This is a genomic window from Nostoc sp. 106C (assembly GCF_002154725.1).
Taxonomy (GTDB): domain Bacteria; phylum Cyanobacteriota; class Cyanobacteriia; order Cyanobacteriales; family Nostocaceae; genus Aulosira.
Genome location: NZ_MTAW01000240.1, coordinates 18,295 through 43,346, shown reverse-complemented (window position 1 = coordinate 43,346; position 25,052 = coordinate 18,295). Strand labels below are relative to the sequence as shown.

The following is a 25,052-nucleotide window of genomic DNA, read 5'->3' as shown; positions in this document are numbered from 1 at the left end:
TTGGCATAATACACCCTTCTATAAGTTTTTTAACTTCAGTTAAACAGTCTATTGCCACTTTAATTGGTGCGTTACTCGACGTTAACGCACCCACTGAATAATGTAGGGGCATCAGCGCCCCTACTACTCGTCAATCTGACCAACGCGACGTATATTGAGAATGTCGCTCATTTTTTTAATTTGGGTAAATACTTGTTCCAGTTGTGGGCGATCGCGTATATCTATACCCAAGTCCATTAAAGCTGGTTGTCCGATTGCAGTTTTTACCTGAGCATAGCGGACATTGATTCCTTGGTCGCTTAAACGAGACAAAATATCTTTTAAAACGCCCACACGATCAAGTGCTTCAATCTGAATATTCACTGGGTAAGAATGAGGACGAGAGCTATTTTCTGCTGCGGCGTTCCAGGCTACTGGTACTAGGCGTTCATATTCCACGCTTTCGACATTATGACACCCTTGGCGATGAATTGAAATTCCCTTGCCTCGTGTGACTACACCAATAATCGGTTCGCCAGGAATTGGAGTACAACACCCAGCCAGATGATACACCAAACCTTCTACCCCAAGAATTGGCGAATCAGTGGAGCGTGAATAATTTGCAGGTGCGTCTCGCAAAGCTTTTGCTGTTGCTGTTGACTCTTTTGGCAGATATGGAGGTGCAACAACCATAGGTTGTTGTGCTTTCACTACCTCTCGCCAACGGTTCAGCACCAGATTCAGGGTAATTTCACCGTAACCTAAACCTGCGAGTAAATCTTCTACGCTGTGGTAGTTACATTTTTCTGCGACGCTTTGCATTGCATCTGATTTCAGCAGACTGTCAAAACCTGTTTTACCAAGTTCTTTTTCTAATAATTCTCGACCACGGGCAACATTCTCTTCCCGGCGCGATCGCTTGTACCATTGTTTAATTCGATATTTGGCTGCGGAAGTTCTGACAAAGTTCAACCAATCTAAACTAGGGTGGCTGTTCTTGTGGGTCATGATTTCCACAATATCGCCATTGTGCAATCGTGTTGACAGTGGCACCATCCGCCCATTTACCTTGGTTCCTGCACAGTGGTTCCCCACTTCTGTATGAATGCGATAAGCAAAATCTACACTAGTAGAACCAGGACTTAAAGGTACAACATCACCCTTGGGGGTAAAGACATAAACATCATCTTCAAATAAATTATCTTTGACGCTATCTAGATACTCTTGAGCATCCTTTAAATCACTTTGCCATTCCAACAATTGCCGCAACCAAGTAAACTTTTCATCTGTTGCAGTTAAATGGCTGTTGTTAGAACTACCAGTTTCCTTATATTTCCAATGAGCTGCAATTCCATACTCAGCAATATGGTGCATTTCCATTGTGCGGATTTGCACTTCTAAAGGACGACCAGTCAATCCAATTACGCCAGTATGCAAAGACTGGTAACGGTTCGGTTTTGGTAGTCCAATATAATCTTTAAATCTACCAGGAATTGGGCGAAAGGCATCATGAACCACCGCTAAAGCACGGTAGCATTCCTCATTGGTCTCAACAATAATCCGCAACGCTGCTAAATCATAAATTTCATGAAATTCTTTTTGCTGTCGTTGCATCTTTTGGTAAATACTATAAAGGTGCTTCGGACGGCCGCTGATATCGAGGCATTTAATTCCAGTTTGTTGCAAGCGATCGCGCAAAATTGCCGTAGCCTTTGCTAATTTCTCTTCCCGTGATGTTCGTTTTTCGGAAACATGCTCTTGAATTTGACGAAAAGCATCCGGTTCTAAATATTTAAACGATAAATCTTCTAATTCCCATTTCAAATGCCAGATCCCCAAACGATTAGCTAAGGGAGCAAAGATATCTCGTGTTTCTTGAGCAATGCGACGGCGTTTTTCATCTGGCATAAATTGTAAAGTTCGCATATTATGCAGACGGTCTGCCAACTTCACCACGATGACTCGGATATCTTGTGCCATTGCCAAAAACATCCGCCGAAAGTTTTCTGCTTGACTTTCTTTTTTGCTTTTGAAATTTATTTTAGAAAGTTTCGTGACACCTTCGACTAATTGCCTTACTTCTGCGCCAAAAAGCTCTTCTATTTGTTCAATTGTGATATCTGTATCTTCGACTACATCATGGAGAAATCCAGCTGCTATCATAGCAGGACTACCTCCTAAGTCACGCAGTAATCCAGCTACAGCCACGGGATGACAAATGTAGGGTTCGCCAGATTTGCGGTATTGTCCCTGATGCAGTTTATAAGCAAATTCAAATGCCCGACATATTAAAGTTGCATCATTATACCTTCGGAGATTTTCCGCATCATCGCCACTACTTCCTGATGACTGGATGAAGCATTTCTTGAGCCACTCCGGAAGAGGAACATCAACTGAGGAATTGAGAACTATAGTGCTCATACAAAGGGGACTAGAGGTGATCTGTTGATAAGTTCAAAGAAGGACAAAACTAACAGCATCGTCGGTAGAAAATGCTCATGCCCAAAGACCCTAGATAAAGTCATGTAAGGATGATTCCTTAATTGTCTATGGTAATCATCCAGTGCGAAATTCTAGCTTCATCATTGCGAAAATATAGTGCTGGCAAATGAAGCCTCAAAGCAGGATTTGAGGCTTCTAGTTCTAAAAAGAGCTTAAGAAAGTTTATTGTAGAAGAAAAATTACTTGACATTAATACTATCTTAACTAGCACTGGATGTCTCTAAATAAAGATCATTATCAGGTATTGGCGAGCTTGCTAGAGCAATTACGCTCTGATGTCTCAAACACTCAACTCAATGCAAGCGAACTCCGACAGCGTTTAGCCTCCTTAAACCAATTTTTTGTGCAGCAGATTGTACCTTTGAGCGAGGTCGACTCGCGGGAGCGCGAAGTCCGAGCGGAGGCTTCCTCCGATTGGAACTTCGCAAGAGAGCAGTCTTATCTAACAGAGATGAGCAAACAGCTGCGCCTGTTGGAAATTGACATCATGTTTTTCCAAGGTGCAAGGCAAGAATCTACTGTACAAGCGAGGCTGCAAATAATTAGCGATCGCTTGACCACTCTTATCCGATATTGTGATGCTATCCTGCGACCAGAAGATACAGGGGAACAATAATTCTTAATTCCCTTTTCTCTGTTTCTTTATCATCCCACCTAAAACTGATTGTTGACAGCTATTTTGGCAACAAGTTCTACAATCAGTTAATATCCAGACTGAGCAATGAGATTCTGTCACGCCTTTGGCAAAAATGCGGGAAAGTTTTCCTGAATCTCATATCATTTCCTGATGATAAAAATCCGGAATTCTTATCAGTAAAGCTTTTAAGATATTCCAAAACCTTATGCGAAAATATTGCCAAAGGAAGATAAGATTTTTCTCTGTAAAAAGTATATATGAATCTGGTTTGATTTGGGAAAAAACGAGCTACCCCATATCACCCTTCTTTTTCCCTGTGTTTACGAGAAGGTTCACCACTTAAATAGGAGTGGGGTGAAATTTTAGGTTAGCTAAATTTGGTTAATTGCCCAGTTCCAATACCTTGAAGCAGAAGATTTATTGTCCGGTGCATATAAGTTTCTACTGGCTCGGCTGTGGGTTTAAAGATGATTGCGTAATATAATGACCCACTCAGCAGATCAAAGATGAGATCGACATCGGCATTTTCGTCGATTTCACCCCTAGACTTTGCCCGTTGCAGAACTTTGGCAAAGGCTTCGCGACGGGGCATGGTGTATTTTGTCCAATAGACTTGGGCAAATTGAGGATTGCTAGATGCGGTACTGATAATTAAGGCAAGTGTCTGACGACCAAGAGGACTCAGGATTTTTTTCGCCGCATTCTTGATCGCAATATCCATATCTCCCCAGAAACTACCTGTATCTGGAATCGTTAAATCTGCCCTAAGACTTTCAATTGCATCTGCAACTAGTTCTTCTTTGGAAGTGTAACGCCGATAGATTGTCGTTTTGCCAACGCCAGCGCGGGAAGCGATCGCTTCTATACTCATGCTTTGATATCCTACCTCAGCCAGTAGATCCAAGGTCGCTTTGATAATAGCTTGGTCGGCATGGGTGCTACGTGGGCGTCCAGTAGGGGTATTAATCTGCTTACTCATGAACACATCATCCCTAAGCTAGGACATCTTAGCAATTTAGCGCAAATTTTCTCAATCTCCAGCTCCCTTGACCAATTATATACGATACGCTACCGTAGCGTATAGATAAAAAATTACTTTTAAATCTAGCGATCGCTCTGATGTCCTGATGGCGAAAGCTACCTCCTGGGAATAGATAAAGGACGGCATAAATATTAATGAATAAGTATCAATCCGCCAAACTTGATGTCGATCTCGATCCTCCTACTAATGCTGTCAACGATATCTATGTAGAGCAAGACGATACTCAAAACTCTAGCTTTGAGACTGATGTTGAGCTTGATCCCCCACCATCTGTTGCTGATCCCGTGCAAAATTCTAATTTGTGGCAACGGCGCGCTTGGTTACTCGTGCTGGGAGTAATTACCCTAGGAGTAGCAACAGTCATCGGTTGGCGGTGGTGGCAATTCCAACACAGTCATATCAGTACAGATAATGCTCAGATTCAAGGTCATGTTTCTCCCATTGCCGCCAAAATCTCTGCAACTGTGCAGAAAATTCAGGTGAAGGAAGGTGATTATGTCAAAGCCGGACAGCCGCTAATTATCTTAGAAAACGAAGACCTAAATCTGAATGTTCAACAAGCAGAAGCGAATTTAGCCGCAGCCCAAGCTCAATTGCAAAGTGCAGCGGATACCGTACCCTTAACTAGCCAAACAAACATCGCCCAAATACAGCAGGCGCAAGCGAACTTAACTGCAAGTCAGTCGGCAGTCAGCGCAGCCAAAGCCGAAGTTACCCAAGCTCAAGCGGTGGTAGATACTAATCGGGCAAAGGTGGTGCAAGCGCAAACCGAGGTAAATAAAACCCAAGCTGACTTCCGGCGCTATGAAACCTTATATGCACAAGGAGCTATTGCCGCCCAGCAACGCGATACAGCGCGGGCAGCATGGGAGAATGCTCAAGCCAGCCTCAGCGCAGCCAAGCAAACTGTGGCTCAAGCCCAAGCTCAGGTGAATAATGCTCAAGCTCAGTTGCAAAAAGCCTTAGCTCAAGCTGAAGCTGCCAGAGGACAGGTGGCAGAAACTCGGGTTTCCGGGCAGAAAGTTGTAGTGCAAAAGAGCCAAACCAAGCAGGCGCAGGCACAGGTTGCACAAGCCGCAGCCGCTTTGGCGTTAGCTCGACAACAAATTAAATACACTGTTATTCAAGCTCCTCTCAGTGGCTATGTGGGAAAGCTGACAGCGCAAGTCGGACAAAAAGTTGACACAGGTCAGCCTTTACTCTCGATAGTGCCGTTAGACACTGAGCAAATTTATGTAGATGCGAATTTTAGAGAGACAACCCTAAAAAACTTGTATATCGGAGAGCCAGCAGACATTGAAGTTGATGCTTATCCAGGTGAAGTTTTTCGGGCTACGGTTGCGGGGATTAGCCCAGCTACAGGAGCTAGTTTCGCTCTTCTACCGCCAGATAATGCCACAGGTAACTTCAACAAAGTAGTGCAGTGGCTACCAGTACGTTTAAATTTTAATCCTGATGCCGATCCCCAACATAAGTTGCGGGCAGGGCTAAGTGTCAAGGTGACAGTAAATACTACCCCAGCTAAATATGGCTACAAACATTAATCGTTCCAATGTTAACCAAGCTGGTTATATCCAGGGGCCCTTAAAGTGGGCGATCGCCTTTTCTGCTGCCCTTGGTGCAATTTTAGAAGTGATTGATACCAGCATTGTCAACGTGGCTCTGACCTCAATGCAAGCCAGCCTCGGGGCAACTGTGAGTGAAATTGGCTGGGTAGTCAGCGGATATGCGATCGCCAACGTCGTCATGATTCCCTTATCTGCTTGGTTGGGAGATTACTTTGGCAAAAAAAACTACTTTATTTTTTCGCTGATTGGCTTCACCATCGCCTCAGTTGTCTGTGGGCTAGCGATTAATCTCCCCATGCTTGTTGTCTCTCGGATTGCCCAAGGATTATTTGGTGGGGGATTGCTAGCAAAAGCCCAAGCTATCTTATTTGAAACATTTCCTCCCGCTGAACAAGGTTTAGCCCAAGCAGTCTTTGGGGTAGGAGTGATTTCTGGCCCAGCCATTGGCCCGACTTTAGGAGGCTACCTCACCGATGGTTTAGGTTGGCGCTGGATTTTCTTTGTGAATATTCCCTTTGGCATCTTGGCTGTGGCGATGTGTTGGATGTTCTTACCCAAAGATAAAGACAATAGTCAGGCACAAAGCCAAGCCGTCGATTGGTTGGGGATCGGGTTTTTAGTACTTGCGATTGGCTGTTTACAAACCTTCTTAGAAGAAGGAGAGAGTGATGACTGGTTTTCCTCCAGCTTCATCACCAGCTTGGCTATTACCAGCGTTGTGGGATTGGCACTATTTATTTGGCAAGAACTCAGAACGCCTCATCCTGCTGTCGATTTAAGAGTGCTACATCACCGTTCCTTAGCAGCGGGGAGTGTTTTATCTGCGGTTGTAGGGATGGGATTGTATGGTGCACTATTTGCCGTGCCGATTTTTGCTCAGAGTATTCTGCAATTTACCGCTACTCAGACAGGACTTTTATTGGCTCCTGGTGCTTTAGCATCTGCGATCGTCATGGTGATGTTAGGTAAATTATCTACCAAAATCGACGCCAGAATTTTAATTGCGATCGGTGGTGTGGGCACAGCTATGGTGATGTTTGATTTGTCAAAACTCACTTCCCAAACTGGAGCCGATGATTTATTTTGGCCTTTGGTATGGCGTGGAGCTTTTACCGTACTCATGTTTTTGCCTTTGAGTTTGGCGACTTTAGGCCCGCTTCCCAAAAAAGATGTTTCAGCAGGATCGGGCTTTTACAACCTCACGCGACAGCTGGGTGGTAGCGTTGGCATTGCGATTCTCACTACCTTACTGGACAAACGCGAAGCTTTTCATCGAGCCATCTTATTAGCAAACCTTAGCCCTTATAGTCCAGAAACAAATCAGCGTCTTGACTTACTGACTGGGGCGATGCAAAGCCAAGGTATGGATGCAACCACCGCACAACAACAAGCACTGGCTATACTCAGTCAAACAGTAGATGTCCAAGCAGCAGTTTTGTCTTTTGCAGATATATTTCGCGTAGTGGGAGTAGCGTTTCTTTGCTCGTTGCCTTTGTTGCTATTTTTGGGTAAAGGTGGAGCAGGTGCAAAAGCACCAGTGGGTCATTAGCCAATACGGTTCAGTTGATAGCTCAATAACCCAAAAACCGCGCCTTCTATATGGAGATAGGGCGCGATTTTTTGGGGGTCGGAATGGAGTGGGGAAGGATACCCTTGTTTTTGACTGTTAGTTCAAATTTCCAGCTGACTCAACAACTGTCTTTAACTGTTCAAAGGTGATACTACCGTCTTGATCGCCATACATACTTAACAACTCCTGGGGGCTACTGACGCCTGTTTCTGCTGAGATGATTGCACTTAAGCCAGGGCTTAAAAAAAGCTCGTTTATGGAAACTTTGCCATCTCGATCTGTATCCAAGGTATTAAAAAGAGATTGAAGCTCTTGTTCGGTTGCCATAATTTTTTTTGCTCAAAGTAACTAAAATATGAGAGAAAAGGGCGTATTTAGTAATGTTCTTAGCAAGAAAAATCTCTAATCTTCTTACTCACACCCAAAGTTTAGTTTAAATCTTAAAATCGTTGCTGCCTTCTACCTATCAACGCAAAAATTTCACCGCCTTGGGATGATTCTTGAAGGCAAAAGACTATGCTCTGCCACAGCACAGTTCAACTAATACCGTTTCACTTTAAGATTGGCAGCAGGGGGCAGGTGTCAGGGAGCAGGGGGAGAAAGAAAAATATTATCTGAAGTAAATTGGATAATTTATTTTCTGGAAGTCCCTTAGCAACATTGCCAAAGAAACTTTGCCCGTTGTTGACATAATAAACAAATAGTCCGCCAAACAAATTATGAGAGGTCATAGATCCCCGACTTTTTGAAAAAGTCGGGGATCTGAACAATCGTAACCTGTCAAAATCAATCGGGTGGAGTAGTAGCTATAGTAGGTCATACCATTTCACTAAAAATCTGATACAGATTTAAACTCTAAAACCTATACTGAGTCTCACTTTCTTAATTTTGAATTTTGAATTTTGAATTGGTATCACTCCTCACCCAAAATTTTTGAACTTGTGAAGACTCTCAAAACATCTGCACCCTAAGCAGATCTGGCAGAGCATAATAACCATGTAGCGCATATTGGCGAGGAGAAAAATCAATGGTTGAAGATAATGGCTCAATTCGCACTCTATCGGTTGATATTGGCGGTAGCGGTGTCAAAGTTATGGTACTGGATATTACCGGACATCCTTTAACGGAGAGAGCGCGTTTAGATACACCCCAACCTGCTAAACCAGAGACGGTCATTAATGCGATTGTAGTCTTAGCTGCTTCTCAAGGTGAATTTCATCGCGTGTCGGTAGGTTTTCCTGGTGTAGTGCGCTATGGAGTGACAGAGACGGCGGTAAACTTAGACAAGGAATGGATCGGTTTTGATTTACAAACAGCCTTAGCAAAGCAGTTAAACAAGCCTGTACGAGTAATTAATGATGCAGATATGCAGGGGCTTGGGGCTATATCTGGTAAAGGTTTGGAATTAGTGATTACCTTAGGTACAGGATTTGGTTCAGCTTTATTTATCGATGGTAAGCTGGTGCCGAATATGGAAATGGGTCATCATCAGTTTCGCAAAGGTGAGACTTACGAAGAACAGTTGGGACGGGCGGCTTTAGAAAAAATTGGTGAGAAAAAATGGAATAGACGTTTAGAAAAAGCGATCGCATCTTTGCAACATCTATTCAATTACGATTGCCTCTACATTGGCGGTGGTGAAGCTGTCAAGGTAAATCTTCAGCTACCCTTAAATGTCAAACTCATCCCTAATATCACTGGTTTATTGGGTGGGATTGCTTTGTGGCGAAATTAGTCGTTTGTCATTTGTCCAAATTATTCTCCCTTATCTCCCACAGTCCCTCATCCCCTCTGGCGTAAGCCTGGCGAGAGATGTAGCAAGCACAAATCACATCTATTCATAGAAGGGAAAGATTAAGAATGATTAACCATGCAATTAAAACCAATTAATCAGCAAGTGGTAGCCATCGTTGGGGCTTCTAGTGGGATCGGGCGTGATGCAGCGGTGAAGTTTGCCGAACGCGGTGCAAAGGTTGTAGTTTCTGCCCGTAGCGAACCAGGGCTTCAGTCTTTGGTAGATGAGATTCGGAATTTGGGCGGTACAGCAACCTATGTAGTTGCAGATGTGAGTGACTTTCAGCAGGTAAAGGCGATCGCGGATAAAACTGTAGCAGAATACGGCAGAATCGATACTTGGGTTCATGCTGCCGCTACAGGTATCATTGCTCCTTTCGAGAAAATTACACCAGAGGAGTTTGCCAGAGTTGTTGATGTCACCTTGATGGGACAGGTATATGGGGCAATGGCAGCACTACCTTATCTCAAGCAAGAGGGGCGGGGGGCGTTAATTCATATTTCTTCAATGGAAGGTAGGCGGAGTTTGCCTCTACAAAGCCCTTACTCTGCTGCAAAGCATGGTTTGGAAGGATTCCTTGATGCTTTGCGTGTTGAGTTACAACACGAGAAATGGCCGATTAGCGTTACTTCAATCCTGCCTGCGACAATCAACACACCTTTCTACAATAAAGTTGGCTCTAAATTGGGGGTAAAGCCGACGGGAGTTCCCCCATATTACCAACCTAGTTTGGTTGCTGATGCCATTCTCTATGCAGCTGAACATCCCACCCGTGATTTTGTGGTTGGGGACGCGGGCAAGATATTAGACTTTGTGCAACGCATTTCACCACCCTTAGCTGATTCTTTATTATTGGCGATCGCTTTTAAAGGACAGCGTACCAATGAGCCAAAATCAGAAGATGCGCCAAACAATGTTTTTGAGCCAATTGAAGGCTATGACAAAGTTGAAGGTGACTTCAGACAATTAGCAATCCCAAGTGTCTTAGATAATTTGGATAAAAATCCCCCGCTGAAATGGGGCGCTTTAGCATTTGCTGCCTTGGGTTTTGCTGCACTTGTGGGACTATGGGGTAGGAATGATGTGTAAATACAAGTCTTAAAATTGAGGAATAAAGAAATGGGAACAAGCAATCAGCAAAAGTTCCCAATTTCCTATTCCTCATTCTGCGATCGGAGAACAAGTTTGATCCCCTCAGAGAGAAAGAATTTCCTACTCAGGATACAATCGCTGCGGCTACTGCCTTTGTCTTTGTGCTTATTTGCTTGTCTGTTTTTTGCAGCTAACGATCGTTCTAGTGTGGCTCAAACCACCTTAGATCGGAGAATACCTAAGAGCGATCGCTCAGAAAATAGCGCACCAGCTGACAATCAAAAACAACAATTTCAACATTTAATTGATATCGGCAATACATACATTACCAAAAAGCAGTATCCTCAGGCAGTTGATGCTTTTCAGCAGGCATTAGCGATCGCCAGAAATTTACACGATCCAAAAGCCCAAATTAGAGCATTCAACCGTTTGGGGTACAGCTATCAGCTGCTTGGCTCCGACAGAAGGGAAGCAGGAGCTAATAAAGACGCATTAGCAGCCTTTAAAAAATCGCTAGAAGCAAGGCAACAAGCATATCGCCTTGCCCAGCAAATACAAGACCGTCAAGCAGAAGGCTGGGCAATGGAGGCAATTGGGCTAAATTACTTGTTCCAGGCAGAAACGCTGATCGATGCAGGAGCTTATCAAGACGCACTGAAGGTTAGCCAGCAATCTCTAGAACCTTTACAACAAGCCCAAATTATTGGACGCAATCTCAAGGATGCTAATTTAGAAAGCCAAGCGATTTCTAACATTTCCTTTGCATATGGCGATATCGGCACTGCCTTGGGAAGACTCAATCAACCTAATGAAGCACTAAAGGCAGAACAGCAAGCACTAGCAGTAGTACGCGAGAACCGCGATCGCCTGACTACCGAAAATCCCCTCAAGCTTGAAGTAGGAAAGCTCCAACAGATTGCCAGTTACTACAATGACTTAGGGCAGACTGAGAAAGCAATTACAAATTACCGAGAGGCCTTAGCAATTCAACGACAGCTTGGGGACAATCCTGCGGAAGAAGCGATGATTCTGCAACTGCTCGCAGGAATATATGAGACGCGCAGTGAGTATTCTCAAGCCTTGGAGTCAGCGCAGCAAGCACTCGCCATTGTGCGGCAGCAACTTAAAAACCCTGCACAAGAGGCTAGGCTAATGCCTTTGCTGGGAATTATTTATAGTGACCTAGGAAAGTTTGCAACTGCTGTACAGCAGTATGAACAGGGTTTGGCGATCGCTAAACACATCGGTGATGCCAACATGGAATCAGCGTTTTTAGGCAATCTCGGCGATATTTACGCTCAACAAGGGCAGTATCTTCGGGCACTGGAATACCGCCAACAGGCGTTAGCTATTGTGGACGAGGCATTGCATGGCATCGAAGCACAAGATAACAAAGCAATGCAGCGATTTTGTAGTTATCTTCCTGGCATTTCTGCAAATAGCTACTCTCAGTATGAGCGAGATATGTGTTTGCAAAGCGCTCGTACTGCCAAAGCGACGGCTCTTAATAACGTTGGCGGCAGCTATAGCCATGTGGGACGCTATGCTGAAGCGATGAAGCAGCACCAGGAAGCTTTAGCCATTGCTCGAAGCTTAGGCGATCGCGAACGTGAAGTAGCTACACTCAATAATATTGGCTTTGTTTACCTTAACACTGGCGATTATGCCAAAGCACTGAGCAGTTTTCAGCAGGTACTTGAGATTTTGACTGTATTGGGTAATCGCTTTCAACAAAGTTTGACGCTCAATAACATCGGCTATGCTTATCAAGAGCAAGGGGACTATAACAAGTCGCTGGAATATCGCCAAAAAGCTTTGAAGATTGCTCAACAGATTAATGCTAGAGGTGCAGAAGCTACAACTCTTGATAACATCGGTGTTATCTATGGTTATCAAGGCGACCATCGGCGAGCCTTAGAATACTTTCAGCAAGCTCTGAAAATCTCTGAATCTCTTGGAATTAAGCCAATTAACGAACTAGGCAATATTGGCTTTTTCTATGAGAATCAGGGAGACTTTGCGAAAGCGCTGGAGCATTACCAACGAGCGCTAGCCTTAGCAAAAGAAAACGGCGATCGCAAAAACGAAGCAGTTCTGCTAGGCAAGTTAGCAAATGTTGACTGGTCGCAAGGGCGCTATGCTCTATCCTTAGAAAAACGGCAGCAGGCGCAAAAAATATATGAAGAAATGGGCGCTCGTCCCGATGAAGCGGAAGTTTTAGTATGGCTGGGTCGGTCTTATAGAACTTTAGGACAGTATGATCGCGCTCTGGAAATACTGCAACAAGCACGTAAACTCGGTCAAGAAATAGGTAGTCGTCGTCCACAGGCAAATGCACTTACGCAAATTGGCAATATCTACCACGAACAAAAACGCTACGCCGAGGCAATGGAGAACCATCAGCAAGCTCTGGCAATGCAGCAGGAAATGGGTGAGTTGCTATCCGTAAGCAAAACTCTAACGAGTATCGGCAGTGATCGAGTGCAGCAAGGACAGTTTACCCAGGCAATGGATTCCTTTCAGCAAGCACTCCTGATTCAAACGTCAATCGGCGTGCGTCCCGACCAAGGAATAACGCTCCGGGAATTGGGGTTAGCCTATGCAGCCCAGGATAAACTGCCGCAAGCCATAGAAACCTTACAGCAAGCCTTAGAGATTCATCGGTCTGTAAGCGATCGCGAACAGGAAGGTATCACCCTGAGCGAACTAGGAGAAGTGTTATTAAAAAACAAGCAACCCCAAGCCGCTGAAACTGCTTTATCTAGCGCCGTAGAAATTCTCGATGTTTTGCGTTCTGGTTTGGGCGATCGCGAGAATGTTTCCCTGTTTGATACTCAAACCAAAACCTACCGCCTGCTGCAACAAAGCCGCATTGCCCAAAATAAGACCGATGCTGCTTTAGAAGCTGCCGAACGGGGACGGGCACGTGCTTTTGTAGAATTACTATCTAAACGCTTAACTTCTGCTGACAGTAAAAATACTGACACCGCAGAAATCCATGCTCTTAACCTTGCTCAAATTCGGGAGATTGCTAAAGCTGAAAACGCAACTTTGGTAGAGTATTCCATCATTAACGAGCAAACCCTATATATCTGGGTTGTCCAACCAAGTGGTAATATTACCTTCCGTAAAGTAAATTTGGCAACCTCAGAGCCTAGTCAACCCACTCAAGCGATCGCTCAAGCAACCCGTGGCGGTTTTGTCGAACCCGTTAATAATCTTCTGGCAACCATCCGTAGAGGCGGTGTTGATGCCCAGCCTGCTGATTCCTCCCCATCAACTAGTCATCTAGCTTTCGCTGCCGACCCAGTGCGGATGAAATTACAACTGCGGCAGTTACACGAACAACTCATCGCACCCATCGCCAACCTGTTACCTACCAATCCAAATCAACGGGTAATTTTCCTGCCTCAAGGCCCGTTGTTTTTAGTGCCCTTTCCTGCCTTGCTTGATGCAAATAATCAGTATTTAGTAGAGCAGCACACGATATTAACAGCACCTTCAATTCAAGTACTCGAGTTGACGCGCAAGCAAGAACACAAGCAGGATTCTGCAAATTCTGAAGGCAATACCCTAATTGTTGGTAATCCTACGATGCCCAGTATTGTACAAGAACCAGGGAAATCCGCAGAACCGTTACCTTCATTACCTGGAGCAGAATCAGAAGCAAGTGCGATCGCCCAACTCTTCCATACTGATTTTCTTACTGGGGATCGGGCAACAAAAGCTACAGTGTTGCAACGCATGAGTACGGCTCGCATGGTTCACCTAGCCACTCACGGCTTATTAAATGACTTTAATGGGTTAGGCGTACCGGGAGCGATCGCTTTAGCACCTGCTGGCAAAGATAACGGCTTGCTAACAGCAGATGAAATTTTAGATCTGAAGTTGCAGGCAGAATTAGTAGTCCTGAGTGCCTGCGATACGGGGAGAGGGAGAGTTACAGGCGATGGCGTAATTGGACTATCGCGATCGCTAATTTCCGCTGGAGTACCGAGTGTGATTGTCTCACTCTGGTCAGTACCAGATGCCCCTACAGCAGATTTAATGATGGCATTTTATCAACACTTGAAAACAAATCCAGATAAAGCACAAGCTTTGCGACAAGCTATGTTGATCGTCAAAAAGCAGTATCCAAATCCCATTGCCTGGGCAGCCTTTACACTAATTGGGGAGTCTGAATAAGCTTCTCCTGTCGGCGACGCTGTAAAAAGAAAGCCCTGAATACAGGATTACACAAGTTCGTAACAAATTAATCTGAGAAATGCTCCGCGTCCCTTTGTCTTGAAAAGTTTCCTACGCCGGGAAACCCGGCTTCGAGGAACTTTTCGCTGCGCTGACTCCGCGTGACTCTGCATTTAAAAACTCTACGAATTAATGCAAAGCTGTATTTAGTCTCAAACAAAGACGCAAAGGTACAAAGAAAAAGAAACGTAATTTTGGGATTTCATCTTCTGATTCAGCAACGCCAAAAATCTCATAATTCAAATAGGATTGCTATAAAAAGTATGGAACAGCCGAACTACCACATGTCTCCAGAAGAATTTCGCCATTGGGGATATAAAACCATTGATTGGATAGCCGATTATTTAGAGAACGTTGAAAAACTGCCTGTTCTTTCGCAAGTTGAACCTGGCGATACCAGAGCAAAGTTACCAAATACTGCACCTGTGCAGGGCGAATCTTTTGCAGATATCTTAAAAGATATTGATGAAATCATAGTCCCAGGATTGACAAATTGGCAGTCTCCTAACTTCTTTGCTTTCTTTCCTTCTGGAATTTCTGCACCTTCAATTTTGGGAGAATTATTAAGTGCAGGAATGGGTGTGCAGGGAATGTTGTGGGCTACTTCGCCAGCTTGTACTGAATTAGAAACTCATGTTCTCGATTGGCTAGTCGATATGCTGAAGTTACCCTTGCATTTCAAATCTACTCAAACAGGGGGAGGAGTAATTCAAGATTCAGCTAGCAGTGCAACTCTTGTGGCTTTGGTAGCAGCCAGAGAACAAGCAAAAGCAGATATTAGTAAATTAGTTGCTTACACTTCTACGCAGGCGCATTCTTCAGTTGAGAAAGGAGCAAAGATTGCCGGAATCAGCAAGGAAAATTTGCGCTACATAGAAGTTGATGCAGATTATGCGATGAATCCAGAAGCACTACAGCAGTGCATAGAAAAAGATCTTCAAGCTGGGTTAACTCCGTTTTATCTAGCTGCTACTGTCGGGACAACTTCATCTAATGCGATTGATCCTCTACCGCAGTTGGGAGCGATCGCTCAAAAATACAATATCTGGTTTCATGTTGATGGGGCAATGAGTGGTACAGCCGCATTATGTCCTGAGTTTCGATGGATTCATCAGGGGTTGGAGTTAGCTGATAGCTATTGCTTCAACCCTCATAAATGGATGATGACTAACTTTGATTGCACTTGCTTTTACGTGCGCGATCGCGCCAAGCTGATTCAATCTCTCTCCATCATGCCCGAATACCTGAAAAATCAAGCTAGCGAATCAGGCGCGGTAATTGACTATCGAGACTGGCAAATTCCCTTAGGGCGAAGATTCCGCAGCCTCAAGCTTTGGTTTGTGATTCGCCATTACGGAATTGAAGGCTTACAACACTATGTCCGTAAGCATATAGCCTTAGCCCAAGAGTTTGCTGAGTGGGTAAAATCAGATTCGCGCTTTGAGTTGGCTGTAAATCCGCCGCTAAATTTGGTGTGTTTTCGGCACAAAGGCGGTGACAAAATCAATCAAGCGATCGTCAACAATCTCAACTCTTCCGGTAAAAGTTACCTGATTTCCACCAAGCTTGAGCAAAAAGTCACTTTACGAATGTCAATTGGACAAGCAACAACCGAAATGTTGAATGTAAAGCAAGCTTGGGAATTAATCTGCCAAATAGCTGATGCAAGTGAGGGTATTTAACTAAGAGTCCCAAGGGATAGGGGTTGATGGCGATTTGTAGCTTTTCTTAGCAAGTCGCGAACTTCATCATCTGTAGTTTGCCCAAAGCGTTCATACCACTGACCAACGCTGTAGAAAGGTGTGGGTGTCGATAGACAAACCATTTCGTCTACTTTGTCTGCCAATTGTTCGTAGGCTGGTGATGCGGCAACGGGTACTGCAACTACAATCCGAGCAGGTTGCTGTTTTTGTACTGCGATAATTGCAGCCAACATGGTTGCACCTGTTGCTAAACCGTCATCTACCAAAATTACTGTCTTTCCTTGCAGTTCTGGAAAAGGACGATTCCCACGATAAAGCTGTTCTCGTCGCTTTAGTTCTTGGAATTCTTGCGTCGCAACTTTGGCAATTGTTTGCTCTGAGAGATTGAAATCGCGAACAATATCTTGATTGACTATTTGAACATCACCAGAAGCGATCGCTCCCATTGCCAATTCTTGTTGACTTGGTACACCCAGTTTGCGTACTAACAAAACATCTAATACCACATTTAATGCTTTGGCAATTTCAAAGGCAATTGGTACGCCACCTCTTGGTAGAGCTAGTACCAGCACATCTGGGCGGTTAGCATAGGTTGCCAAATCTTGAGCTAACAACTGACCTGCCGAAGTTCGGTCTTGGAATAGCATGAGTAATGAGTTGTTGCTAGTATTTTTCTCTTCTGACCCGATTTTAAAAAGCTCAAAACTTTCTGCCCTCTTACTAATGGTGCGACATTTTCAAATATGTACCTATCTAAAGTATGAGTTCATTATTATTTAGGGGGTATTTAACTGAAGCTTAAAATCTTGATGCACCCTACAATTTAAGCTTAACTCTATAAAGCATCTTTAAAGCTTAATTAATACTTTTTAAATTGCATTTCTTCTTTATAATTACGCCAAAATGAGAGTCTATTTCCTTTTATATTTTATAGTTTAATTGCCTGGCTGTTGATAAATTTTTCGTTTGCCAAACGGCAATTCAACTAAGTAATAAGTTATTGTTGCTAGGACAATTGATAAAATTAGTGCTGCCGTCAATCTGGCATAAAATGCCTCTATAGGTATGGTTGATGTAAATATTGGTGAAATATTGTGTAATATCGGCCAATGCCATACATAAACTCCATAAGATAGATTGCCAAACACTTCCATAATTCTTAGTGGATTTCTCAAGATTGTAGCAAATGACAGTTTTTCATTTTTAATAAAAGAATTATAAGTTTCTGATTCAAACGCTAATATAAAAAAAGACACAACCAATGCAGTTAAAGGTTGTAAAATAAAAAATGTTGTAGTAGTTCTAATTCCTTTACCTAAGTGCTCAGGTAAATTCCATAATTCTTGATAATATAAATGGTAGGCTGTAAATAAATATAAAAAAAATAAAAAGATTATAGAAAGAGTTTTCTTAGATAATTTACTCAACTTAAATGCTTGCTTAATTAAGCATTTAAGTTGAGATGGAGATTTTGTGGATGGCTGATTTTTTATCCAAGCATTTATCAAAAAACCACAAATAAACAAATCTAAATTTGTAATTAGTGGCGCATACCAGTATTTAAACATATATGTAAATTTATCAGTAATTTCATGCTTTATGCTAATCCAGAATATACAACGAATAAAAAATGTCAAAGTAAATATTGAAAGCAGGGCTAACAATACTTGTTTTTTTTTCCATAGACAATTCTTAAAATAACTGTATATAAACGGAACTAGTATATAAAATTGTACCTCGGTTGACAGTGACCAAATAACTCCATTAAAAGCTAAATCAGATTTTAATTCTAGGGAAGAATTATATGTAAAAGTACATAATCTAACTAAATTACCCCAATTTTCAATTTTTAATAAATTAGGATAAACAAATAAAATACAGATTAATATAACAAAATAATAAAGCGGAAGAATTCTCAGGATACGATTCCGCCAAAAGTTAATCACACCAGGCAAATCAAATGTGTAGCGCTCGGCATAAAATGCTTTACCCATAAGATAACCAGATAGAACAAAAAAAATCCAAACTGCTACAAATCCATGACTTAAAATAATCCAACTAAAATCATAGTTCTGATAAATAATTGAATTTCTAGGAGGATTACAATGAAGAATAACTACCATTAAACAAGCAAAACCCCGTAGAGCTAGTAGCGTATCCAAATGGTTAGTTTGTTTCATATAAATTTTATTGACACAAATAAATAATTATTGTTCGATTAGCTATATCTATAAAGGTAATACTATTTCTTTACGAGGCTACACCAAAGTTTTTCCTTTAATTCTTTGTGTCCTAATATGCGAGAAGCTGTAACAGGTCTAAGCATCTTTTGAATATGAGGCTAGGAGCCACAGACTTGTATTTGAGAGTTAGATATATTCATTCCTTACTCATGCGCCATTTGGAAGCATGATACTAAGTTGCCAAAGTTAGTCTTTGGAGCTAAGGTCGCTACTACAATGGCTTACGAGGAAATAATACGATCAAACACAACTTGATATGAAGTGCTATTTCCTCTTTTGACTATTACTGACACACTCCGACTAGAAATGTGCCAGTTAGTAAATTCCGGCTTATCATTCCTATTAGGCTTGTTCGCCTTACCGTGTTGTTTCGTAGCTTTCTTCAAAAATTAAATAGGAGTTGTGTACTTGAAAAATTGTTACAAAATTAATGTGGAACTTGGATTATTTAAAAATAAACTAACAACGCTCGTCAGAAGATTTATTAATCCCTAAATAGCTTTCCCAAAAAGCTTTATTAGTAAGTTCAGGTAATGTTTGTCTATAAAGTTGCTTCAATCGAGAAAATTTAACTGCCATTTGTAAACATATTCTTATTGTTTTAACAAGAATTCTAAAAAATTCTACTCGAGAGATTATTACTACAAAACCTTCATGGGTATTTATGTTATAGTACAAACCTTTCCTAGCTCTAAAAAAATTAATAGGTCTATATCCATATGTCGGAACAATTGTATATCCCTTCTCAGATAACTTATTTTGTTTATGAAATAAAAAATAAGGCAAAAGATGACCGTTTAATGTTATTAGCCTTAGCCAACGATGCAAACTATCCTCTCTCTCCTCAATGCTTTTTTCATACTTACCATAAACAAAAGGTAGCTCTGGTTTTTTAACAGCTTTCTCTGTCATACGTAAAACTTCTAAGTTTTTATCTTCAGGATTGATTGTTTTTAAATAGTAAGGACCATTTAAAAGATCTGAGGCTGCCTGTAGAATTAAATTTGCAGTTTTATATTTATAACAAAAAGCTTCCTTAAGACTAAATTTAAAAATTTTTTTAATTGCACTAATTTTACTGAATTTATCAGAGTAAATAATACTTAAAATCATTTCATTCTTGATAGAATAGTAATGCTGTGATGCAGGAGAAGACTTATTTTCAAATGATTCATGCCATACACATATACCATTTAAAGTTACAATCCTCTGTTTTAATCTGATTGCTAATTCTATGTCATCACCTCTCACAAAAAATGGATATGGCAGATTAAAATTATCTATAATTTTTGTAGGAAAGCAAAATAACCACCAGCCATTATAATTAATGTGCTCTTCAACCTCATTGAATAATACGTTTTTTAAGATTCTAAGATCAATATCAGGCTTGATTCTCACAATTTCATCATCCCAGATTGCTCCATTTTCATGCTGAACATATTTATTGTCCAGCTTTAACATGCTGCCACCAATACATAAGCTTTTATCGTTAATAATTCTTTGAAAATTATAAATTCTTTCAAAAGCTTCCGGCGCTACGACAACATCATCATCCATAAATATGATATAAGAAAAGTCTGATTTATGTTCTAAAACTTCCAAAATCCCTCTAGTATAACCACCACTACCCCCCGTATTCTTATTAGGTATTAAATGAACCTTAGGATTTAGAAAATTATTTAATGTTCTGCCATTATCAATCACAAATATTTCAAATTTGTTTGCTAAATCCGGATTAATAAATAGATATTTTTCTAATAATTGAATATTCTTATAAATATATTCTTCTCTTTTATATGTACATATAACAATAGCAATTTTCTCATTTATCTCTGATAAATTATTAATTTTGGCATCAAAGTAACCACCTGTAAAAATACAATTATCTTCTAAAGCTTCAATTTCAAGATAGAGCAATCCTTTATATGCTTTAATTTCTATATCATGGAATACATCAACGTTATCTAAGTTACCACTAGTAATTACTGCTTGATTAACTAAGCTCACCGATTTTGAAAAGTAATCAGCTTGTAAAAGCTTAATTTGAAACTTTCCCTGCAAACTTAAGTTGATGTTGACTGTTTTAACCTTTGTATATGCTTGCCATTTATGGGCAGAAAAACTATTAAAATAAGTATCAAATTTTATGATTCCACCTTGCTTAAGCTCAATTCTATTTTGCTCATAATTCAGCAAACACTTAAAGTTTCTTCTTAAAAAAAGTTCTTCTGTAGTACAAATATCTGTATTTGGCAAGACAATATTTTGCAGTTTAACAGCAGTTAGAGCGTTTTTCGATTCTACTTTTGGGTTGATAATAACCTCGGTCATTTTTAATTTCTCCATCTTAGAATTTCTGAATTTTATAGAAAATTATTAAAATATTAGAAGTGTCAGTAATTATCGTAGTTTTTAAGTAGGCTTCAACAGCTTCACTTTACCCACACCACAAATACACAAGTGAAATAAAAACAGGATAATTTTAGGAGAGCTAACATGTCTCTTCACTAAAATTGACTTTATTCAGGCTTATTCCAGCATTCCAGCCAATACGAATTCCGTGAAAAGTTTGCTGAATGTATTTTATTAAAGTTGAAATTGGAAGATGGTGTGTAAATTTTAGACGCAGTATTCTTAGTAGACAACGATGGGTTATGAGTAATATTAAATGAGTTACAAAGATTAAAAATGGAAATTTTTTAAACCCATGCTTAAAAGCAAAGTAAGTTGTATTTTTAGCTAGGGAATACCAACAAGTAAGATGCTTTTGGTCGATGCGATTATGGCTAGGTTGAGGATAGTGATTTACAGTAACATCAGCATAATGAACCTCATACCCAGCTTGAATTAGACGTAAACAAACATCAGTTTCATCGAGAAAGTAATCAAAAAATTCATCATAGCCGTTGATTTCCTCCAGTAAATCTTTCCTAAAAGATGAATTAGTACCCATTAAACTGTTAAACCAAAAGCCGTTTGCTTCGTTATGATCCACAGCATCAGCTGAACGAATTGTAATTGTTTTGCTGAAAAGATTGGTAATACCACGACAAAACTGTAGAGGATGACCGGGACGAGTTAAATCTCTAACTGCACCGCCAACCGCAGCGCAATTGTCTCCATGTAGGGAATAGCTAAATAGCAATTTTTCTAACCATTCCGACGGCGGAATGGCATCATCATCAAAAAAAGCAATTATGGCGCCTGATGCTAATTTGATTCCTCTATTACGGGAGTAACTAAGATTGAGAGGCTTAACTTTTAATAACTTTACTCTTAAGCTATTTTTGTTAGTTATGCTATGGACTATTTCACTTGTGTGCGTTGTTGATGAAGAGTCAATCACAATGACTTCAAAATCTGGGTAGCTTAGGAGTTCGAGTGATTTAAGTGCTTTCTCTAAAAAATGATGGCGATCGCTCGTACAAATTATAATTGAAACTAAGGGAAATGCTAAATTAGGTGCTATATTCGGCATTTGTGATAACTTAAGTTAGTTTGCGAACTTGCCAGTATATCTGCCAAATTTGGCTGATAGTTTGAGTAACTGCCTGGATTAAACCTAAAAGATTAATTGCCACAGGTACGTAACCATTACCTGTAAAATAGTAAACTTGCTTTGCCAAATTAAGAACGTAAAGTTTGGGTTGTTGATAGCTAATGAGAGCTATATCTATTGGCTTTTTAAAAAATGCGAGTAACCATAGCCAAAGATATTTAACTAATTGTTGAGGTGGATGCCACAAAGTAAGTTCGTGCTCTACCTGCATCTTGTTTAAAACTTGGCTTTGTAAATCATCTTGATAAATGTTAGATTGTACAAAAACTTTAGCTGGCTGATTAAGAATTTCATCTAAAGAATACTCAGTATAGTTTAGTGATCTTGGCATCTTCCCTCGAATACCTGCAAGAAAGTCTTGAAAACCTGTAAGGGAAACTTCAGCTAGAAAGTACCTCCCTGTTGCAGCGTAATAAACTAGACGTGGCAAACTCACAACGACTCTTTTTAATACCAAGCTAGGCCGATGTTTTTGCCAACAGTAACAAAGATTGCGCTCATCGTAATAATTAACCCAGGGTCTGCATTTAAAATCAGGTGAATGGTGCCAAACAATTGAATCTGGATTCACTGCCACAATCCAACCAGCCTGCTTGGCTCGCAAGCACCACTCTACATCATCAAAATGCAAAAAGTAATCTTCAAACAATCCTATTTGCTGGACAATTTCTTTACGCACTAATAACGATGCTGCTGCGCAAACATCTACATTAATGTAAGCTCTACCCTTGAGGATTTCCTCATTTGAAATGTTACTATAGTTACCGAAGTTGGTTTTCAGGTGTGCTTTTGTTGTGTTAATAAAACTGCCTACTTCTTGAATTGTATTTGGTTCTTGTAGCTTACGAATTTGAGAACCAACTAATCCTACTTCAGGATGGTTTTGTAAAGTTTGAACTAGTGTCTCTAGAGCTAACGGATCTAGACGAACATCATTATCAAGTAGCCAGATGTAATCATATTCAAGCTGACTAACAAATTGTAAACCATAAGAAAATCCACCAGAACCGCCTAAATTGCTACCTGTTTGCAAAACTTTGATCGAAGAAGAATAGTGCTGCTCTAAGTAATTTTGAGTACTATCCGTTGAACCGTTATCTACAACATAGATATCTAGTTGGAAATGTTGTGAATTCAGTTTATTAATATCTTCAATCAGCAAGCAGATATGATGTAGCTTGTTCCAAGTAACAATAACAGTAGCTACTTTGACACTCCTCATAAATTTTATATCTTGGTTTTGGAAACTTAATTTATAAACATCTAAACATGACTTGATATGACGATTTTCAAATCTCCAAAATGTGATTTTTAAATTTAAGAGAAAAGATTTCCAAAATTTATCGTAATTGATTTTTGATGTCTTCTATCTAAAGATATGCAGGCCTCTATCTAAAGAACAGGAAAATTATTAAATAAATTTGTATTATTAGAAACAAATTGAATTTATAAACATTTTATGTAGCTTTAAATACACATATAATAATATTAATTATACTGTAAATATATGCTTATTAACCTCACAATTTTTGTTTCGATGGTGCTATTACCAAGCATAAGCGATAAGTTCTTTTAGTTTTGAGTACTGAGGTTGCTATTACTTTTTCTGTCTAATTAGTTTCCCAAAATCTAGTAACTTCCTGCGTTCTACCTAATGGGCGAAAATACTCACATATATGTATCTATCTAAGGAATGATTTTATTTATTTCTCAAATATTTTTTAGACAGCAGCTTTTCACTAAAGCTATTAGCGAAAAAACTAGGATTAAGGTATACAACTTTACGTAGAATTGATATGAGTAGAATTTTGAATTTAAATCTTGAATATAGAATTTTTGCGTGGCTTAACCTGGCTAAGTAGTGAGTTACTACTAGTATTAATTTTTATTGTTTTATTTATCCTTTACTTGACAGGAGCTTTCCATAAAAAAATCAACTATCGAATAACAGATGTTCCAGGATTAACTGAACCTGACTTTCCTGTGGCGATGATGAGTGTATCTAACTCATTGATTACGCAAGGGGAGTTTACAAACTTTTGGTTTGAGATTGACGATATTTATACAGCTAGGTTAAAAGCAATTCAGCGTGCCCAAAGTACAATTCACTTTGAAACATTTTTTATGACTCCTGGTCGTCGCGCTGACGAATTTGCAGCAGCGTTGGCGGAGCGATCGCAGGCTGGAGTTGAGGTACTATTTATCGCTGATAGCTTAGGGGTAACAACAATATCTCAAGATTACTGGCAACAACTCAAAGCTGCGGGTGTTGCTGTGCGATTCTTTCATGAGTTTACTTGGAAAGCTCCTCTCACTTACAACATCCGCACCCACCGCAAATTGCTACTAATAGATGGGGAAGTTGCATTTGTCGGAGGTATGGGAGTTTCCGATCACTGGGATGGTGTCCAAAAAAAAGAAGTTACAGATCCCTGGCTCGATTTGGAGGTTTGCTTCACTGGACAAATCGTCGTTACCCTAGAAGGGATCTTCATGCAACACTGGCTTTACGAGGGAGGAGTGGCTAGTCTTAAGCCAAAACTATTCAAATCACCTTTTATGGGTGGTGCAACTGTCCTAGTCACACCGAGTAGCTCACCGGCTGCTAGTTCTACTGTTTGTGCCCTTTTTTACACTAGTTTTTTAGCAGCAACACAGCGGATTTGGCTGGCTAGTCCTTACTTTCTCCCAGATCACAATGCTCGTCAAGCGCTGTTGGCAGCAAAGAAAAGAGGCATAGATGTACGTATTTTAACTATGGGATTCCACAACGACAAAAAATTAATCTACTATGCAGTACGTGAAGGGTACGCCAAATTACTAGCAGCAGGAATCGAAATTTATGAGCACCAGCCTAGTATGATGCACGCCAAAGTATTGCTGATCGATGACAATTTTGTCAGTACCGGCAGTACCAACTTAGACCCTCGCAGCCTTTTCCACAATGATGAGCTTCAGCTTTCCTTATCTGAACCAGAATTAGCGCAATTAGTCGAGCAATTCTTTGCTTATGGAATTAGCAGAAGCGATCGCGTAACTATAACAGAATGGAAAGCTAGGCCTATCTGGCAGCGAGTGTTAGGTTGGCTAACTCTTTTCTTTCGTTGGCAGCTATAA

General features: G+C 40.7%; 16 protein-coding genes. 8 read left to right on the top strand and 8 right to left on the bottom strand.

Annotated features, from left to right (window positions below; genetic code table 11):
* Positions 1 to 123: 123 nt before the first annotated feature.
* A complete protein-coding gene (locus BV375_RS35520; protein ID WP_086769366.1) occupies positions 124 to 2,400 on the bottom strand; it encodes a bifunctional (p)ppGpp synthetase/guanosine-3',5'-bis(diphosphate) 3'-pyrophosphohydrolase in 2,277 nt (758 codons plus the stop codon).
* Between the two features lie 295 nt (positions 2,401 to 2,695).
* Between BV375_RS35520 and patD the strand changes: the two genes are divergently transcribed.
* Positions 2,696 to 3,097, top strand: a complete 402-nt coding sequence (gene patD / locus BV375_RS35515) for a heterocyst frequency control protein PatD (protein ID WP_086769364.1) — start codon at positions 2,696 to 2,698, stop codon at positions 3,095 to 3,097.
* 388 nt (positions 3,098 to 3,485) lie between these two features.
* Here patD and BV375_RS35510 read toward each other — a convergent pair whose 3' ends face one another.
* Complete coding sequence (locus BV375_RS35510; protein WP_086769362.1) at positions 3,486 to 4,097, bottom strand: TetR/AcrR family transcriptional regulator; 612 nt, start codon at positions 4,095 to 4,097, stop codon at positions 3,486 to 3,488.
* 197 nt (positions 4,098 to 4,294) lie between these two features.
* Between BV375_RS35510 and BV375_RS35505 the strand changes: the two genes are divergently transcribed.
* Complete coding sequence (locus BV375_RS35505; RefSeq protein ID WP_086769360.1) at positions 4,295 to 5,704, top strand: HlyD family secretion protein; 1,410 nt, start codon at positions 4,295 to 4,297, stop codon at positions 5,702 to 5,704.
* Positions 5,688 to 7,277, top strand: coding sequence for a DHA2 family efflux MFS transporter permease subunit (locus BV375_RS35500; protein WP_086769358.1), 1,590 nt, complete (start codon positions 5,688 to 5,690; stop codon positions 7,275 to 7,277). Before BV375_RS35505 ends, BV375_RS35500 begins: the two co-directional genes overlap by 17 nt.
* A 117-nt stretch (positions 7,278 to 7,394) precedes the next feature.
* Here BV375_RS35500 and BV375_RS35495 read toward each other — a convergent pair whose 3' ends face one another.
* Positions 7,395 to 7,625, bottom strand: a complete 231-nt coding sequence (locus BV375_RS35495; protein ID WP_086769356.1) for an EF-hand domain-containing protein — start codon at positions 7,623 to 7,625, stop codon at positions 7,395 to 7,397.
* Between the two features lie 700 nt (positions 7,626 to 8,325).
* Between BV375_RS35495 and BV375_RS35490 the strand changes: the two genes are divergently transcribed.
* The 4 genes from BV375_RS35490 to BV375_RS35475 all read left to right on the top strand — a co-directional run bounded on the left by BV375_RS35490 (position 8,326) and on the right by BV375_RS35475 (position 16,112).
* Positions 8,326 to 9,033, top strand: coding sequence for an ROK family protein (locus tag BV375_RS35490; RefSeq protein WP_086769354.1), 708 nt, complete (start codon positions 8,326 to 8,328; stop codon positions 9,031 to 9,033).
* 135 nt (positions 9,034 to 9,168) lie between these two features.
* A complete protein-coding gene (locus BV375_RS35485) occupies positions 9,169 to 10,182 on the top strand; it encodes an SDR family oxidoreductase (RefSeq protein WP_086769351.1) in 1,014 nt (337 codons plus the stop codon).
* A 30-nt stretch (positions 10,183 to 10,212) separates the two neighbouring features.
* Positions 10,213 to 14,370 carry a CHAT domain-containing protein gene (locus BV375_RS35480; RefSeq protein WP_086769349.1) on the top strand — a complete coding sequence of 1,386 codons (4,158 nt, stop codon included), beginning with the start codon at positions 10,213 to 10,215 and terminating at the stop codon, positions 14,368 to 14,370.
* 323 nt (positions 14,371 to 14,693) lie between these two features.
* Positions 14,694 to 16,112, top strand: coding sequence for a pyridoxal-dependent decarboxylase (locus BV375_RS35475; protein WP_208099242.1), 1,419 nt, complete (start codon positions 14,694 to 14,696; stop codon positions 16,110 to 16,112).
* Here the strand turns inward: BV375_RS35475 and BV375_RS35470 are convergent.
* The 5 genes from BV375_RS35470 to BV375_RS35450 form a co-directional block, all read right to left on the bottom strand.
* Positions 16,109 to 16,780, bottom strand: coding sequence for a phosphoribosyltransferase (locus BV375_RS35470; protein WP_086769345.1), 672 nt, complete (start codon positions 16,778 to 16,780; stop codon positions 16,109 to 16,111). The genes BV375_RS35475 and BV375_RS35470 overlap by 4 nt on opposite strands.
* 288 nt (positions 16,781 to 17,068) lie before the next feature.
* A complete protein-coding gene (locus tag BV375_RS35465) occupies positions 17,069 to 18,313 on the bottom strand; it encodes an acyltransferase (protein ID WP_086769343.1) in 1,245 nt (414 codons plus the stop codon).
* A gap of 522 nt (positions 18,314 to 18,835) precedes the next feature.
* On the bottom strand, positions 18,836 to 20,707 hold the full coding sequence (locus BV375_RS35460; RefSeq protein ID WP_086769398.1) for a glycosyltransferase: 1,872 nt from the start codon (positions 20,705 to 20,707) through the stop codon (positions 18,836 to 18,838).
* Positions 20,708 to 20,867: 160 nt separating this feature from the next.
* On the bottom strand, positions 20,868 to 21,854 hold the full coding sequence (locus tag BV375_RS35455; protein WP_086769341.1) for a glycosyltransferase family 2 protein: 987 nt from the start codon (positions 21,852 to 21,854) through the stop codon (positions 20,868 to 20,870).
* 10 nt (positions 21,855 to 21,864) lie between these two features.
* Positions 21,865 to 23,157, bottom strand: coding sequence for a glycosyltransferase family 2 protein (locus tag BV375_RS35450; RefSeq protein ID WP_086769339.1), 1,293 nt, complete (start codon positions 23,155 to 23,157; stop codon positions 21,865 to 21,867).
* Positions 23,158 to 23,756: 599 nt separating this feature from the next.
* Between BV375_RS35450 and BV375_RS35445 the strand changes: the two genes are divergently transcribed.
* Positions 23,757 to 25,052: a phospholipase D-like domain-containing protein gene (locus BV375_RS35445; RefSeq protein ID WP_243714150.1), complete on the top strand. Its 1,296-nt coding sequence runs from the start codon at positions 23,757 to 23,759 to the stop codon at positions 25,050 to 25,052.